Raw genomic sequence first — 15,236 nt, 5'->3', positions numbered from 1 at the left:
CTTTAATTGCGAGCCCGTCAGGGCTAGGGGAGACCCGAAAAAAATCGAAATTCATCATTCCCCGATTCCAGATGGAGACATCGCTATGACCAGAAAATTTTTCGGCGCCGCCATCGCGGCCTCCGCTCTTCTTGCTGCCTGCGGCGGTGACAAGGGCGATGCCGACAAGCCCGACACTCCGGAAATCGATCCGATGGAGCCGACCGGCGAAGTCTCGATCCCCGATGCGCCGGAGATCGACTATGCCGCCATCAATAAGAAGAAGAGCGATGAATTCCTCGCCGCCGAGCGCGCCAAGGACAGTGTGCGGGAAATCGATGGCGGGCTGCTGATCGAAACCATGACCGAAGGCAACGGCGAGAAGCTGGCCGAAGGGGACATGGTCCGCTTTCATTTCACCGGCACGACGATTGACGGCAATATCCTTCAGGACACCCGCTCTGACGGCGGCGGGCCGCTGGTGATCCCCTCCCCGATTGTCCCTGATCTTGAGAGCTGGTCGGCGATCCCGATCCCCGGCGTGCCGCAGGGCCTGGCCGCAATGAGCGAAGGTGAGCGCGCGCGCCTGATCGTTCCCTTCAATGTTGTCGACGCCCACTATGAAGAGCTTGGCGGACACAGCATCTTCCCGCCCTACACAGATCTTGTCTTCGACCTTGAGCTGGTCGAGCGCGTCGGCGCCGATGAGGATGACCGCCGCGCCGAAATTCTTGCCGAGCAGGAGCAGATCATCGCCGATGCGGAAGCCGAGCAGGAAGCTGCAGAGGCCGCCCAGCGCGAAGCCTATGAGGCCATGCTGGCTGAGAACCGCGCCGCCTCCACCGCTTTCCTCGAAGAAGTGAAAGCCAAAGACGGCATCATGTCGACCGAATCGGGCATCCTTTATGAAGTGCTCGAGGATGGCGGCGAAGGTGCCTCCCCTGCCCCGACCGATCAGGTCACGGTGCATTACCGCGGCACGCTGCCCGACGGGACCGTCTTTGATGAGTCCTATGAGGGCGAAGAGCCGGCAGACAGCGACAAGCCGATCAGCTTCCTTCTCAACCGGGTCATTCCGGGGTGGACGGAAGGTGTTGGCCTGATGAATGCGGGCGACAAATACCGCTTTTATATCCCCTCCGAGCTCGCCTATGGCGAGATGGGCACGCCGGGCGGCCCGATCGGCCCGGAGCAGGCACTGGTCTTTGATGTCGAACTCCTCGCCATCGAGAAACCGGCCGATCAGGGCGGTCAGTAACAGGAGCATTGCGGGGCGGTGAAGACTGCACTGATCGTCATCACCGTCCTTTGCGGCCTGGCTCTTCTCCTGCCGGTGCCGCGCAATCACTCACATCAGAGTGGGCCTGCGGAAATCGAGCGGGCCCATGCCTATCTGGCCGAGAACCCCGTGCCGATGCCGCCAGGCTGGCAATGGGCGAGCTACCCTTATGAGGGCGGGCAGATGCGCTGGGGCGAAGCGCGCGCGGCAGAGGATCGCGGTACGCTGATCTTCGTGCCCGGCTTCTCCAACTATATCGAAGCCTATGGCGATTTCCTGACCGCGTGGCACGAGGCGGGCTTTACCGTCATCGCCGTCGATCTGCCCGGACAGGGCGGCTCAACGCGGCGGGCCGATTTCCCCGAGCGGCCCATCTCCGGCAATTTTGCATGGTATGCGGACGTCCTAGGCGGCTTTATGGCTGAGCGGCAGTCAGCCGCCACCTCACCCGTGACGCTGGTCGGGGAGAGCTTCGGCGCACATGTCACCTTACGCGGTGCAGCGGACGGCATGATTGAGGCGGACCGCATCGCGCTAATCGTCCCGGGTCTCGCGCTCCAGACCCCGGGCATGCCGACGGGCGTGATCAACGGGATCATGGGGGGACTGACGGATCTGGGCTATGGTCACCGCTATGCGCCGACACAAGGTCAGTGGACGCCCAAATGGGATCTCTCCCTTGAGGGCTATGGCTGTGCGACCCGGCCCGACCGGATCTATAACAAGGATGCGATCTTCGCCCTGCACCCTGAATTCCGCATTGGCGGGATCACCATGGAATGGGCGACGGGGTTTGACCGGTCCGGCCGCTATCTTGCCGAGACGGATGTTTTGAAAGGCGTTGACGCGGACATCCTGATGATCACGGCAGAGCGCGACCAGATCCTCGATTATGCGCGGACGATCACCGCCTGCGATGAAAAACTGCCCCACTGCACACGGATCGAATTGCCCGAGGCCGGGCACTGCCTCCTCCTTGAAGAAGACGCAATCTCCGCGCCGATGGTCGCAGCGGTCACCGAATTTGCGGGCAAATCGCGCGAATAGAGTAAGCGCGCACCGGCAAGAATAGATTGATATGCTTGCGGAAAATGCGTCCCCTTTAATTCAGCTTTCGAACCGCCCTATGGTGCCCCGAGAAATTGAGGGGAATATTTGTGCTTCTGCGCCGCGTCATGAAACATGTCCGTACACATAACTGGGCGGCTGTCTTTCTCGACTTCATTATCGTTGTGGCTGGCATTCTGATCGCCTTTCAAATCACGAACTGGAACGAGGCGCGACACGACCGCCGTGACGAGCGGCGTTATCTTGCCGAACTCGCCGTCAATCTTGAGGCGGACCTGTCGCAGGCCCGCGCCGGACAGACGCTGTCGCTACAACGCCTCGCAACCGCCGAAGCCATTCTGGCCGAGGCCGCACCGGAACTTGACCGCCCAACCTTCTTCGCGCCGATTGATCGCGACTTGCCGTCCAATGGCGCGTTTGATGATTACCCTTACGCAAATCTCACGGCTTATTTTTTCATGGTCAGCTCAAACAGCACGTTTGAAGAATTGATCCAGACAGGGAGGATTGGCGTCATTTCAAACCGGTCTCTGGTGAAAGACCTGACCGGCTATTATGACCGCATGGATCGTCAGCGCGGTGACGACAATATCCTGCTGAACCAGGCGGAAGGGATGCTCGACTGGACGCGCGAGAATGGTGTCGGCATGGCCGACCGCGCGAGTCTTAGTGAGACCGTTGATCTGGCGAAGACGGACAAATCATTTCTCGGTTTTGTGAAAATGGCGAGCTTTCTCTCTTACTGGCAGTATGACCGCCTGACCGGCATCGAAAAAGACGCCGAGACCCTCCTCACCGCTGTCCAGGCGGAGATGGAGAAGCGCTGAGGGTCACCTCTCAACGATCAGAAAACTATCCAGCCACTCCAGCACAGGCTCTGCCGCAGCGAGGGAGCGTTTTGGGAACGGTCCGTCATGACGGATGGCGGAGAGGCCGAAATCAGCAGCTGATGCCACCACCAATTCCGAGGGCGCATTCGGATAGGCATCGAGCATGTGCTGCCCCGTCTTCGGCGTCGCGATCGGATCATCCTTATAGATGAAAGAGCGGATCGGCGCGGTCACGTCCTCAAAATGATGAGGGCGGAGCTTTTCCTCCAGCTCCCGGCGGTAATAGCTGGGGTCATGGCACCAGCGTTTCCATGTCTCAAAGACGCCGCGCGGCAACGGGCGACCGGTCCAGCCCCCACCCCGCTTCACATAGCCGTGCTGCGCCAAGGACCAGGCGCCCCAGCCATGCCAGAACCAGAGCGCCGCCGGGCGATACCAGAGAAGGTGATTGCCCCAATACCCCGATCCCACACAGATAAAGGCGTGGGCATCGATGAGAGCATGATTATCCGCAAAGCCGACCATGTGCCCGCCCGCCGAATGTCCGACATGAAGATGCGGGCCGTCCGTGCCGCTGCCCGCGCGCAAAGCTTCGAACATGGCCGGGAAATCAAGCCGTCCCCAGTCTGAATAATCCATCTTCATCGCGGCGAGATCTTCAGGCGCCGAGCCGCCTATGCCGCGCCAGTCAAAAAGGAGGCAGGCAAAGCCCCGCTCCGCCGCAGCCCGCGCAAAGCGCAGATAGAATTCCTTGGGATAGCCCGTACCGGTTGAGACCAGGAGCGCACCTTTCGCCGCCGGCGGGCGCAGCCACAGCGCGGACAAGGAAAAGCCGTCACGCGCGGTCACGCGGACGGCTTCTTCTGTGATCTCATCGGGAAGCGTCACGGGATCAGCCATGACACTCCTCTAGAGGATTATTTAGACACTGGCGAGTTGCTGTTCTGCATAATCCCAATTCGCCAGGTGACTAAGCCAGTGCTCCATATAGTCTGGGCGCTTATTCTGGTAATCGAGATAGTAGGCATGCTCCCATACATCCATCGTAAGGAGCGTCGTTGCGCCATCATCGGTCAGCGGACATTCCGCATTCGGTGTCTTGCGGACCTCGAGCTTGCCGCCCTTGTGCACGAGCCACGCCCAACCCGAGCCGAACTGGGTCGCGCCAGCCTTTTTGAAGGCGTCTGCGAATTCGCCATAAGAGCCAAAGCTGTCCTTGATCGCTGCGGCGACCTTGGAACCGGCTTTTGGCTCACCGCCGCCATTCGGGCTCATCGACAGCCAGTAGACATTGTGGTTCCAGATCTGGGCCGCATTGTTGAAGAGGCCCTGATTGCCGGATTTATGCGCGGCACGGACGATCTCTTCGAGCGAGGCATTGGCAAGGTCCGTGCCTTCGATCATTTCATTGGCGACATCGACATATTTCTGGTGGTGCTTGCCGTGGTGGAAATCGAGGGTCTCTGCCGAGACATGGGGTGCCAAAGCGTCCTTGGCGTAAGGCAGGTCAGGAAGGCTTAAAGCCATAATCGTTCTCCACTTGGGTTGGTGTTGTCCGGGCGGAACGTAAGGACCGGCACACGCCGGTCAATCCGTATCCTCACTCCCCAGGAGAAAAACCGCGTGGGAAATGGATTCGTTCCCCCCGATTGTCATCATATAAAGATTTCTTTATATGATTTTGTGTAGCCACCGGATATCGCCATGACCACGCACGCCCAACGCCAGGACCAGCTCGCTCAAGCCTTCAAGGAGCGCATTCTCGTGCTCGACGGGGCGGCCGGGACCATGATCCAGCGCCAGAAGCCCGATGAGGCAGCCTATCGCGGCAAGCGCTTCCATGACTGGCCCAAGGACGTGGCGGGGAACAATGACCTCCTCAACCTCACCCAGCCGGAGATCATCGCGACTATGCACCGCGAATATCTCGAGGCCGGGGCCGACATTATCGAGACCAATACGTTCAGCGCGACAACCATCGCGCAGGCCGATTACGGCATGGAGGAGATCGCCCGCGAGCTGAATGTCGAGGGCGCGCGCCTTGCCCGCTATGAAGCGGACCGGCTTTCGACCCCGGAGCGCCCGCGCTTTGTTGCCGGCGCGATCGGGCCAACCAATCGCGCGGCCTCGATCAGCCCTGATGTGAATGATCCCGGCGCGCGCAATGTCACCTTCGAGGAGCTACGCGATGCCTATTATGAGGCCGCCGACGGGCTGATCGAAGGGGGCGCCGACATGCTCCTGATCGAGACGATCACCGATACGCTGAATGTCCGTGCCGCGATCTTTGCCATTGAAGAGCTGTTCGACGAAAAGGGCCTGCGGGTGCCGGTGATGATCTCCGTCATGATCCCGGACCAGTCGGGCCGCACCCTGTCAGGCCAGACGGTCGAGGCGTTCTATAATTCGGTGCGCCATGCGAGCCCCTTCTCGGTCGGGGTCAATTGCTCGCTCGGGCCCGATCTGATGCGCCCGCATGTCGCCGAGTTCAGCCGCATTTCGGAATGCTATGTCTCGGCCTATCCCAATGCGGGCCTGCCCAATGCCTTTGGCGAATATGATGAGACGCCCGAAAGCATGGCGAGCCATATCAAAGAATGGGCCGAGGCCGGATTATTGAACATGATCGGCGGCTGCTGCGGGACGACGCCCGATCACATTGCCGCCTTTGCCAAGGCGGTTGAGGGCGTCACGCCCCGTGCGTTGCCGGAGGTGAAGCCCGCGATGCGTCTCTCAGGGCTCGAGCCGCTGATCCTCGCCAATTAGTCGAAATTGAACTGGGACGCCCAGATGCGTCCGCCCTTGTTCCGCTCAAGGAAGAGCTCCTCTGCCCGGTCGACGCGGCGGAGTTTCTCCAGCGCGCGGGCCGCATCCGGGTTGCCGGTCGCAGTGTAAATCGTCGCCAGCGCTGCGCGCAGGATTGAGTAATAGCCCTTGGCATCCGCCATATAGGGCGTCTGGTCAGGATAGTCGCGCCGCGTCAGGCGCTCGGCCTCCGCCCAGCTTGAGACATAGCGCCCGTCATCATCCAGCATCATCATGCGGGCGCCGGCATAAATCGTCACATCGTCGATATTCAGCACTCGGCCTGTAATGTAGCCCGCCAGCCAGTCGAGCACCTCACGCGCGTTTGGTGTCTCCCGGATTGCCTCATGGGCGATGATGATGGCGAGAAAATCGCTCTGCCATGCCGCATAGGAACCAGGGCCGCCGCGCGCATAATTGTCAAACCAGCCTTCGGTCTCGCCCGCCGCATCCATAGTCCCGCCGGTGACATAGCGCTGGTTCAGATAGGCAAGGTTCTCATCGCGAAGGGCAATGAAATATTCCTTCAGCGGATCATCATCGGGCAGGAGCCATGCCGCATTGGCAATTGAGCGCAGGCTCCATGCGCCGGTGCGGATCTGAAGCGCATTGACGACCAGCGGGCCAGGCTCGCGTTTTTTTGGCCAGATCGCGTTGATGCCGAATGCCGCCTCATGGCTGAGCGCGCGCGCATAGAGCGCCTCGCCGGTCGCAAGGTAGGCGGGATAGGCCAGCTCCGGCTTGTGCGCGGTGTCCGGCACCCAGCCGCCGGGGCGGTCTTCTTCCATCAGCCCTTCGGGGAACTGGTCCCGGCCCTTGCCCGCGCCGCGTTCCTCCGCCCAGAAACGGGGACGCTGATCGAGGCGGATCGGCAGGCCGGTCTTGTCCTCTTCGAAATGCCACGGGATCGTCAGGCCGATATCGGCGGTACGGAGCATTTCTTCCCGCGCTTCACTCTCCCCCGCGATTGCCCAAGCCGCCGCCCAATGGGTCATCGGGCCGATATCGAGCCGCCCGCCGGTCGAGGGCATGTAAGGCGTCAGGGCGCCATGCGTGCCGGGCAGATAAGGCGGTGGGCCGATCTCGTCCTCCCGCACCTGCGGGGTCACATCATCCGTATAAGGCGGCACCGCGCCTGAACGGGTGAGCCGCGTCAGCGACGGGATCACTTCTCCCGCTGGCTCTGCGCCGAGGGGCGCCAGCATGGTCCAGCCCGAATGCCGGTAATGCAGCGGCACATCCGTGACGCTGAGGGTCTCATCCCCGCGCGCGAGGGTCACCTTATAGGCAAGATCGCGCGGCAGGGGGCTGAAGGTCTTGTGGTTCTCGAAAGTGAGCCGGAGGCGCGCCGTGCCGTCCTGATACTGACGGCCATCAAGCCGCACGATGAGGAGCGGGCCGAGTGGCGCTGCGGCAGTCTTCTCAACCGCCAGCGGACCCGTAAGCCATGCTTCCCCGCCGGTAAGCGTGTCATTGATGTCGAGCGTTGCCGTCGTGACTTTGCCGCCAAGCTGGCCATCAAGCCGCAGGGTGAGCCCGTCAAACAGGCTCGCATCCCAGCCGAGCGGCGCTGCCGCCTCGGCCTTGCCGGCTCTGTACTGCCCTTCTACCGCGCCGCGTCCCGCGGGCACGCCAAGCGTCAGGACCGCGTGGCGGACACTGCCGTCATCATGGGTCGCTTTCACATCCATCTGGAGGGGCAGCGCGTCGCCCCCTGTCTCAAGCATCAGCCCTGCGCCCGCCGGAACCGCGCCCTTCTCGAAGGCCTCGCCGAAAGTGACGAACCCGCCCTCGCGGTCGGTGCGGCGCAGGCGGAAGGACATGTCATATTCAGGCGCAGGCTGGAGGTGGAAGCTGCCCTCCTCGCCCTCATTCTCACCGATCCGGCGAACTTTCGAGACGGCATTGCCATTGATCGTGGCGGGCAGTTTCTCAGGGTTGCGCAGGATACGCAGATTGGTCTTCTCACTGACGATTGAATTTCCAGAGATCTCCATCGAGCCGCCATGATCGCCGCGCCGGGTGGAGAAATTGACCAGCGTGTTCTGGTCCGCCGAGCGCCGCCGCAGGATGGAATTGCCGCTAAAGACCGTCTTGCCCGCCGCAGGCACATCGAGGACATAGGATGTCCGCCCCTCGCCATCATCAAAGCTGTTCCCCGTCACGGTGATGTCACCGGCAAGGATCTTGAGGTGATGGCCGACCTTCGTGCCGGAGAAGCGGCTCTGGGTCACTTCAAAGACGGCACCGTTCGACTGATAGACACCGTGCGAGAAACCATCACCATGGCCATTGCGGATAAAGGAAGAGCGCCGGATACGGATCGATCCGTCATGATCGCCCGTCGCAAGGATGCCGTCTTCATTTTCAAGAAAGACGCAATCCTCGATCACCAGATCGCTGCCCTCAAAGCGGATGCCCGCGCCATTCTTGTCGGGCGAGACTGCGCCTTCGAACCTCAGCCCCCGGACAGTGAGGTCAACGCCGGTGAGCGACACGAGCAGCCCCTTGGCGACCGGCTGGGGCGAAGAGAGGATCACCTCGCCTTCACCAATGATGGTCAAATCATGCGGGATGCGGATGTCACGGGCGGTATAGCGCCCCTCAGCAAGGTGCAGCTCATCGCCCGCCGCAGAGGATCGGATAGCAGCGGCTAGCCCCTCGCCCGGCGTGACTTCGATGATCTCGAGCGCCATCGCTGCGGAGGACGTGAAAAAGAGGCAAGATAGGAGGGTGAAGGCCCCGAAAGCCCGCCTCACTTTGCGCCGATCTGCCGTTTTTCCCATGAAATCGCTGTCCTCGCCATTTCGTCGAGGTTGTCATGGCTGGGCTGCCAGTCAAGCGTGTCGAAAATACGGCGTGGATCGGCGACCATGACGGGCGCATCGCCGGGGCGGCGCTCGCCGATCTCGATCGGCAGAGGCTCGCCCGTCACCCCCTCCACCGCGCGGATCATTTCGCGCACGGAGGTGCCGCGGCCATAGCCGCAATTCATCACCGACCGGCCGCCGACTCGCTTGGCGTGATCAAGCGCCAGCATATGCGCGGTCGCAAGGTCGGTGACATGGATAAAGTCCCGCTGGCATGTACCGTCCGGGGTCGGATAATCATCGCCGAAAACCGTCAGCCGCTCACGCAGCCCTAGCGCGGTCTGGGTCGCAACCCGCAACAGATGAGTGCTGGAGGGGCCCGACTGGCCCGTCCGACCATCAGGGTCCGCGCCCGCGACATTGAAATAGCGCAGCACCATGGCCCCAAGACCATGCGCATTGCAGATATCGGCGATCATCGCCTCACTCATCAGCTTTGACTGGCCGTAAGGCGAAAGCGGCGCCTTGGGCGCATCTTCGGGCAGGCGCAGCATACCGTCCTGGGGCTGATAAACTGCCGCCGTCGAAGAGAAGAGCAGCGTCTTTGTTCCCGCCTCCACCATTCCGGCGAGAAGCGCCAGCGTCGCGGAGGTGTTCTCGCGGTAATAGGTGATCGGATCGGCAATCGATTCAGGGACCACAACCTTGCCGGCAAAATGCATGACGGCGGTGATCGATGGATCTGAGAGGATTTTCCCGAGCTGCGCCGAATCCCCGACATTGCCTTTGATGAACTCGGCCGTCGGCGGGACATTATCCCGGCAGCCGGTCGAGAGATCATCAAGCACGATGATCTCATGCCCTGCATCCGCGGCCGCCCAGGCGACATGGCTGCCAATATAGCCCGCGCCGCCGGTAATCAGGATTTTCTCTCGTCCCATCAACTACTAACCAATGGTTCCCCCGCGCATTATGCACGATTTCCATATGGTCGCGCAAAAGCGTCAATTTTTGCCGAACAGGTCACGCCGATTGAAAAGGTTCGGCGAACCTGCTTTTGCAGGGGCATAGATCAAAACTTTACACCGGAGAGACGTCACCATGTCGCAGTCCCCTGCCCGTATCACCATTCTGGCCCGTGAATTCTCGGCCGCCGCTCTCGAGTTCCATCGCGGCAAAATGGCCGAGAAAGGGTATGTCATGGAGGGGTCGATCACCCCGCGGCAGTTCCAGATGATCGAGGGTCACGGCGCGCCTGAAGATCTTTTCGAAGGCGAAACGCTATTCGCCGTGACCTTCCGCCACAAGGAAGCCGAATAAGGCATGAAAGAGATCGGCTGGCAGCCCGCAGCAACCCCTGACAAGGCGATCGAGCTTCTTCAGGAGATGTTCGAGCGCAATTGCGGGGCACTGAAATCCGCATTCGAAGCCTATGTCCGGAACGGCACGTTCCCCGACGATCGCGCCTCATGGTGCTATCCGGCCCTGCGGATCGAATATCTGCCCGAAGGGCCCGTGCCGCCGATCTCCGCCGCTTTCGGCAAGATGGCCTCGCCCGGCATCTATCAGAGTGCGATTACGCGCCCGGCCCTCTACGCGGATTACCTCAAAGCTCAGCTCGAGCTGATCACCAAACGCTATGAGGTCGCCCTGTCGGTCGGCCCGTCCGGCGAGGAGATCCCCTATCCTTACGTGCTGGGCGGTCAGGTCGAGATCGATTCAGAAAAAATTCCGCCTGCGGAGCTGGCAACGGTCTTCCCGACGCCGGACCTCGCCGAACTCGATGATGATATCGCCGACGGCAAGCATTCGACGGCGAAATCCCTTTCCGGCAAGCATCGCGGCCTCAAACCGCTCAGCCTGTTTACGGCCTTGCGGACGGATTACTCGCTACAGCGGCTGAAGCACTATACCGGCACCGAAGCGGCGGACTTCCAGGACTTCATTCTGTTCACGAACTATCACCGCTATATGGATGCGTTTGTGGAGATTGCGCTGGGCAAGGTCGCCGAAGGCAAGGAGTATGAATCCTTCGTCGCGCCGGGCGGCATCATGGCCACTGACAACAAGCCTGAAACCATCGCCGCGCTGCAGGGCGGGGAATGGCGCCGTTTTCAGATGCCGGCCTATCATCTGAAAACCAAGGACCGCAAAGGCATTTCCCTGATCAATATCGGGGTCGGGCCTTCCAACGCCAAGACGATTACGGATCATCTCGCGGTTCTTCGTCCGCAATGCTGGATCATGGTCGGCCATTGTGGTGGCTTGCGGCACTCCCAGCGCCTTGGCGATTATGTGCTGGCGCACGCTTATCTGCGGCGCGATCAGGTGCTCGACAGTGTTCTGCCCGCCGACATTCCGGTGCCGCCGATTGCCGAGATCCAGACAACCCTGACTGAAGCGGCCTCCCGCGTGACGGGCGACAGCGGTGCGGATCTCAAGCGCCGCCTGCGGACCGGCACGGTCGTCACCCATGCCGACCGGAACTGGGAGCTACGTTTTGAGGATGAAGGACGGGTGCTCGACCTTGCCCGCGCGGTCGGGATCGACATGGAAAGTGCGACGGTCGCCGCCAATGGCTACCGGTTCCGCGTGCCCTACGGCACGCTGCTCTGCGTCTCGGACAAGCCGCTGCATGGCGAGATCAAGCTGCCGGGTGCGGCCAACCGCTTCTATGAGAAATCGATCGGTGAGCACATCCGTATCGGGATCGAAGCGCTGGAGATGTTCCGCCGCGACGGCTCCGCCGCTCTGCATTCCCGCAAGCTGAGAAGCTTTGACGAGCCGCCCTTCCGGTAAGGGCTATTCGTCCTTTTCGCAGCTTCCATAGGCTTGCGAATAGGGCTTGCCGAAACAGTCGACGAGCCCCTTCACCACATTGAGGTTCATGGGCGCGTCGATGAACCCTTCCGGCATCGTCATATTCGGATTATCGGCCAGCATCTTGCGGCGGGATTCCTTTCGCTCTTCAGGAACCGGTTGGACTGCCAATTCATCCCGCGCGGCGACCAACGCGTCGTAGTCGCCGCGCAGGAAGGCCAGCGTCGCATCAACATAGAGGTTCCATTCAGGACCGGGGAACGCCACACTTTCGACGTCGTCGTAAGTTGCCCTGAAATATGCGATCGCTTTATCCGTACGCTGCTCATATGCATACATCTGACCTGCATGCCAGCGCAGGATCTTTGTGTGTTCCGGACCATATGGGCGCGCAAAGAGCATGTAGGATTCTATCGCGTCCGCTGCAGCCAGACGGCAGCCATCGCGCCCTGCAATTTCGCGCCACCCGCCTTCGAAATCCTGATCGAAGGGCCGCTGCTTCAGCTCCAAAAGCCGCGAGAGCTCGCCCGCATCGACACCGCAGGCCGCAAGCCGCGTCTGCTGCGCCTCAGGCAACAGCTCAAAGACCGGCACGTCCTCGCTCACTGCCGTCAGCGCCAGCGTGCCTGCAAGCCATGGCAAAATGGTCATCTTTGGAACTCCCCGGCTGTTTCCCCGTACGCTCAGAATAGGCTACACCGCCTCCAATAAGAATGAGGAGACCCCATGCGACGGATTCTTTTGACGATTGCGTCATTCTCCCTCGTCGCCTGCGCGACCGTATCCAAATTGACGATCGAAGACCGCCTGCGCGAACTCGGGATGAGTCGCGCGCAGGCCGATTGCGTGGCCGACGAACTCGATGAACGCCTTGATGATGGCCGGTTGCGGGATGTCGCCCGCACGCTGGACGACCTGACCGATGATGCAGGGCCGCGTAATGTGATCGACGCGCTGGGCCGCGTGAATGATGACCGCATTGCGCGCGCGGCAGCACAGGCCGGCGTTTCCTGCCTTTTCGTCCGTTAACCGATGGATATTGTCACCGGAGACTGGCAGCCGCGCTTTAACGGCGTGGCTGATCTCATCGCCTCGCGCATCGAAGACGGCACCGATCTTGGCTGCGGCGTTACGGTGATCGCCGATGGCGAAGTGCTGGCCGATATCCGTGCAGGATATGCCAATCGCAAGAAAGACGCGCCCTTCGGCGATCCGCTGCTCTCGATCTATTCAGCCGGCAAGGCGGTGCTCGCCGCACTGGTCATGAAGGCCGTCGCAGAAGGCGAGCTTGATTACGACCAGCCGGTTGCCGAGCTGTGGCCCGATTTCGGCGCGGCAGGCAAAGACCGGCTGACGCTCTCGCAAGTGATGAGCCATCAGGCGGGCCTGCCGGGCTTTACGGATGAAACAGACCCCGCGATCTGGCTCGACTGGGACGCGACCTGCGCCAAGCTCGCCGCGATGGAGCCGATGTGGGCGCCGGGCACGGCCAATGGCTATCACCCCCAGACCGTCGGCTATATCGCCGGTGAAACCTATCGGCGCGCGACCGGCCGGACGGTCGGCGAGGCGCTCCGCGAGCTGGGACTCGATTGCTATTGCGGTATGACGCCGGAGGAGCAGGCCCGCGCCGGGTTCATGCAGAAACCGCCCGCCCCCGCCGATCTCGGCACGATTGATGAGCCGACCAAGGCCGCCTTCCTCAAACCCTGGTCAGCAGCCGCCAAGGTTTCCCGCGAGGACTGGATGGCAGCGGAAATCCCCGCCTCGAACATGCACGCGACCGCCCGTGGTCTCGCCGAGATCCTGCAGGCATTCGCAACAGGCAGGATCAACGACGCGTCCTTCGTGCCCGATGACGCGCGCGAGGCCGCGATGGCCGAACGTGTCGCCGGGCCGGACAAGGTGCTGCCCTTTGATCTCTCCTGGGGCGCAGGGGTGATGCGGAACCGTGGTGGGCATCTGGGACCCAGCGCCAATGCTGTCGGGCATTTCGGCTTTGGCGGCTCGCTCGGCATGGCCGACCCCGATGCGGGGCTCTCGGTTGCCTATCTGCCGAGCCGGATGCTGGGGGTTCTTGTCGGCGGCGAGCGGACTTCCCATCTTCTGGACGAGATTTACCGGGCGCTCTGACGCCGGAAAAAAGGGGAATTCCCATGCGCCTCAAAGCGATGATCGCCGCGACCCTGCTCGGCTCCTTCACGCCGTCCTATGCCGGCGACAAGCAGCCGATCGATGCGGCCCTCTCCGAAGCCGAGGCCGAAGCGGGCCTGCGCTATTCCTACACGATGAAGTTCGAATGGCCAGGCGAAGCGCCCATCACCGTTCGCTATGACGCGGGCCGCGATCGCTGGTCGACGCTGGACGGCAATCCCGACGCCTTGCCCCGCGAAGCGAAAAAGAAGCTGGGCAATATCAAGAAATCCGAATCCGAACCCGGCGGTCTTCTTTATGCGGACTTCCGGGAGTATCTTGACGACATCACCCTCGTCAATGAAACCGATGATCAATATATCTACCGCTTCATCCCTTCTCAGGTTGATGAAGACGACGTGACCGGCACAGCGGAAGACGTCGTCCGTGCTCGTCTTTATGTCGCAAAGGACGACCAGCGGCTCGCCCGCTATGAGGTGAAGGGCCTCAAACCTTTCAAACCCAATCCGGCGGCCAAGATGGAAGAATTCGAAGTCGTGCAGGAATTCGAACGCCTTGGCGAGAACGGCCCCGCCGTCCTGCGCAAGCTCTATTCCCGTCAGAAGGGCGAGCAGTTCTTCCGCGCGGTCGATACAGAATTCACCGCGACCTTCTCAGATTTCGAACAGGTGGAATGATCCGCAGGCACACACCTTATAGGCGCCGCCTGTTTGATAACATAGATCACCTTGTGACACCGGGCGCCAGCCTGTAGCGTCCCCCTTGTGGGACGAGACGGCATGGGGGCCGAAATGCTGGGAATCATTGACCTTATCAAGCGGATCGCGGCGGGAACGCTCTCCTCTATCATCCTGATCGGGATTGTGGCCGCGCTTGGTTGGTCGGGCACGATCTCTGCCCTGATCGAGAATTTCAGCGCCGCCTCGGCCTTTTTCCTAATCATGCTGGCGGTCGTCCTCGCCGATATCATCGCCAAGGTCATCAGCATTATCAGCACGACCTTCCCCGACCTCATCCCCAAGGTGGACAATGAGAGCGTAAAGCGCGCCTCGCTCCTGCGGCGCCTTCGTCCCGGCCAGACGGTCGCGCTCCTTTCGGGGGCCAATGCAGCCCGGCTCACCCTCTTCCTTGTGATCTTCGCCCTTCTCGGCGCAAGCTATGCCGCCGCCCCGCGCGCAGCGCAGGAAACCCTCTTCGGCAACATGACAACGTGGGAAGCCATCGACATATTCGTGCGCGAAGGGATTGCCGGCTCCTTAGGCTATTTTCTGTTTTTTCTGGGGTCGGACAATCTGAAAGGGATCACCAGCTACATTGCCGAAGACCGGCTGACGGCGTTCACGGAGGATGGCGACGTCTTTCTCTCCGGCATCCGCATTTATGGCCTCGCCTTTGTGCTCGCGATCCTGCGCACCATCGTCATCCCGATCACCTTTGTCCGCGCGCGCCTGCGGGCCCGCCTGCTGGATGCTGAGGACAGCGCCGCCTGAT

At 61.4% G+C, this 15,236-nt stretch carries 14 protein-coding genes and 1 pseudogene; 10 read left to right on the top strand and 5 right to left on the bottom strand.

All coding sequences use genetic code 11. The annotated features are described in order from the left end of the window. Positions 1-85: 85 nt before the first annotated feature. From bamJ to DX908_RS11535, 3 genes are all read left to right on the top strand, one after another. On the top strand, positions 86-1,237 hold the full coding sequence (bamJ, locus tag DX908_RS16460; protein ID WP_116392478.1) for a BamJ family beta-barrel-assembly machinery protein: 1,152 nt from the start codon (positions 86-88) through the stop codon (positions 1,235-1,237). A gap of 18 nt (positions 1,238-1,255) precedes the next feature. Then, a complete protein-coding gene (locus DX908_RS11540; protein ID WP_116392477.1) occupies positions 1,256-2,305 on the top strand; it encodes an alpha/beta hydrolase in 1,050 nt (349 codons plus the stop codon). 110 nt (positions 2,306-2,415) lie between these two features. Beyond that, on the top strand, positions 2,416-3,153 hold the full coding sequence (locus DX908_RS11535; protein ID WP_116392476.1) for a DUF6090 family protein: 738 nt from the start codon (positions 2,416-2,418) through the stop codon (positions 3,151-3,153). A 3-nt stretch (positions 3,154-3,156) separates the two neighbouring features. Here DX908_RS11535 and DX908_RS11530 read toward each other — a convergent pair whose 3' ends face one another. Both DX908_RS11530 and DX908_RS11525 read right to left on the bottom strand, forming a co-directional pair. Then, positions 3,157-4,056 (bottom strand): alpha/beta hydrolase family protein, encoded by a 900-nt coding sequence (locus tag DX908_RS11530; protein ID WP_116392475.1) that lies wholly within the window; start codon positions 4,054-4,056, stop codon positions 3,157-3,159. Between the two features lie 21 nt (positions 4,057-4,077). Then, entirely contained in the window at positions 4,078-4,683 is a 606-nt protein-coding gene (locus DX908_RS11525; RefSeq protein ID WP_116392474.1) for a superoxide dismutase, read from the bottom strand. Between the two features lie 177 nt (positions 4,684-4,860). On the opposite strand from DX908_RS11525, the pseudogene DX908_RS11520 reads away from it, so the two are divergent. Further along, positions 4,861-5,907 (top strand): annotated as a pseudogene (locus DX908_RS11520) (homocysteine S-methyltransferase family protein); the annotation flags it as partial. Positions 5,908-5,918: 11 nt separating this feature from the next. On the opposite strand, the gene DX908_RS11515 reads toward DX908_RS11520, so the two are convergent. Further along, on the bottom strand, positions 5,919-8,747 hold the full coding sequence (locus tag DX908_RS11515) for a right-handed parallel beta-helix repeat-containing protein (protein WP_116392472.1): 2,829 nt from the start codon (positions 8,745-8,747) through the stop codon (positions 5,919-5,921). Continuing rightward, the gene (gene galE / locus DX908_RS11510) at positions 8,717-9,712 is read right to left on the bottom strand and encodes a UDP-glucose 4-epimerase GalE (protein WP_116392471.1); all 996 of its coding nucleotides are present in this window, start codon (positions 9,710-9,712) and stop codon (positions 8,717-8,719) included. The genes DX908_RS11515 and galE overlap by 31 nt, the downstream gene beginning before the upstream one ends. Before the next feature lie 160 nt (positions 9,713-9,872). Here galE and DX908_RS11505 point away from each other — a divergent pair, with 160 nt between their 5' ends. Next, complete coding sequence (locus DX908_RS11505) at positions 9,873-10,091, top strand: AMP nucleosidase (protein ID WP_116392470.1); 219 nt, start codon at positions 9,873-9,875, stop codon at positions 10,089-10,091. A 3-nt stretch (positions 10,092-10,094) separates the two neighbouring features. Then, a complete protein-coding gene (locus DX908_RS11500) occupies positions 10,095-11,570 on the top strand; it encodes an AMP nucleosidase (protein ID WP_116392469.1) in 1,476 nt (491 codons plus the stop codon). A gap of 3 nt (positions 11,571-11,573) precedes the next feature. On the opposite strand, the gene DX908_RS11495 is transcribed toward DX908_RS11500, so the two are convergent. Next, on the bottom strand, positions 11,574-12,242 hold the full coding sequence (locus DX908_RS11495) for a hypothetical protein (protein WP_116392468.1): 669 nt from the start codon (positions 12,240-12,242) through the stop codon (positions 11,574-11,576). 75 nt (positions 12,243-12,317) lie between these two features. Between DX908_RS11495 and DX908_RS11490 the strand changes: the two genes are divergently transcribed. From DX908_RS11490 to DX908_RS11475, 4 genes are all read left to right on the top strand, one after another. Next, positions 12,318-12,620 (top strand): hypothetical protein, encoded by a 303-nt coding sequence (locus DX908_RS11490; protein ID WP_116392467.1) that lies wholly within the window; start codon positions 12,318-12,320, stop codon positions 12,618-12,620. 3 nt (positions 12,621-12,623) lie between these two features. After that, positions 12,624-13,724: a serine hydrolase domain-containing protein gene (locus DX908_RS11485; RefSeq protein ID WP_116392466.1), complete on the top strand. Its 1,101-nt coding sequence runs from the start codon at positions 12,624-12,626 to the stop codon at positions 13,722-13,724. A 23-nt stretch (positions 13,725-13,747) separates the two neighbouring features. Next, entirely contained in the window at positions 13,748-14,422 is a 675-nt protein-coding gene (locus DX908_RS11480; protein ID WP_116392465.1) for a hypothetical protein, read from the top strand. A gap of 114 nt (positions 14,423-14,536) precedes the next feature. Further along, positions 14,537-15,235: a hypothetical protein gene (locus DX908_RS11475; RefSeq protein WP_147303786.1), complete on the top strand. Its 699-nt coding sequence runs from the start codon at positions 14,537-14,539 to the stop codon at positions 15,233-15,235. Position 15,236 lies beyond the last annotated feature (1 nt).

Source organism: Parvularcula marina, from assembly GCF_003399445.1.
Taxonomy (GTDB): domain Bacteria; phylum Pseudomonadota; class Alphaproteobacteria; order Caulobacterales; family Parvularculaceae; genus Parvularcula; species Parvularcula marina.
This window is presented reverse-complemented; position numbering and strand designations above follow the sequence as displayed.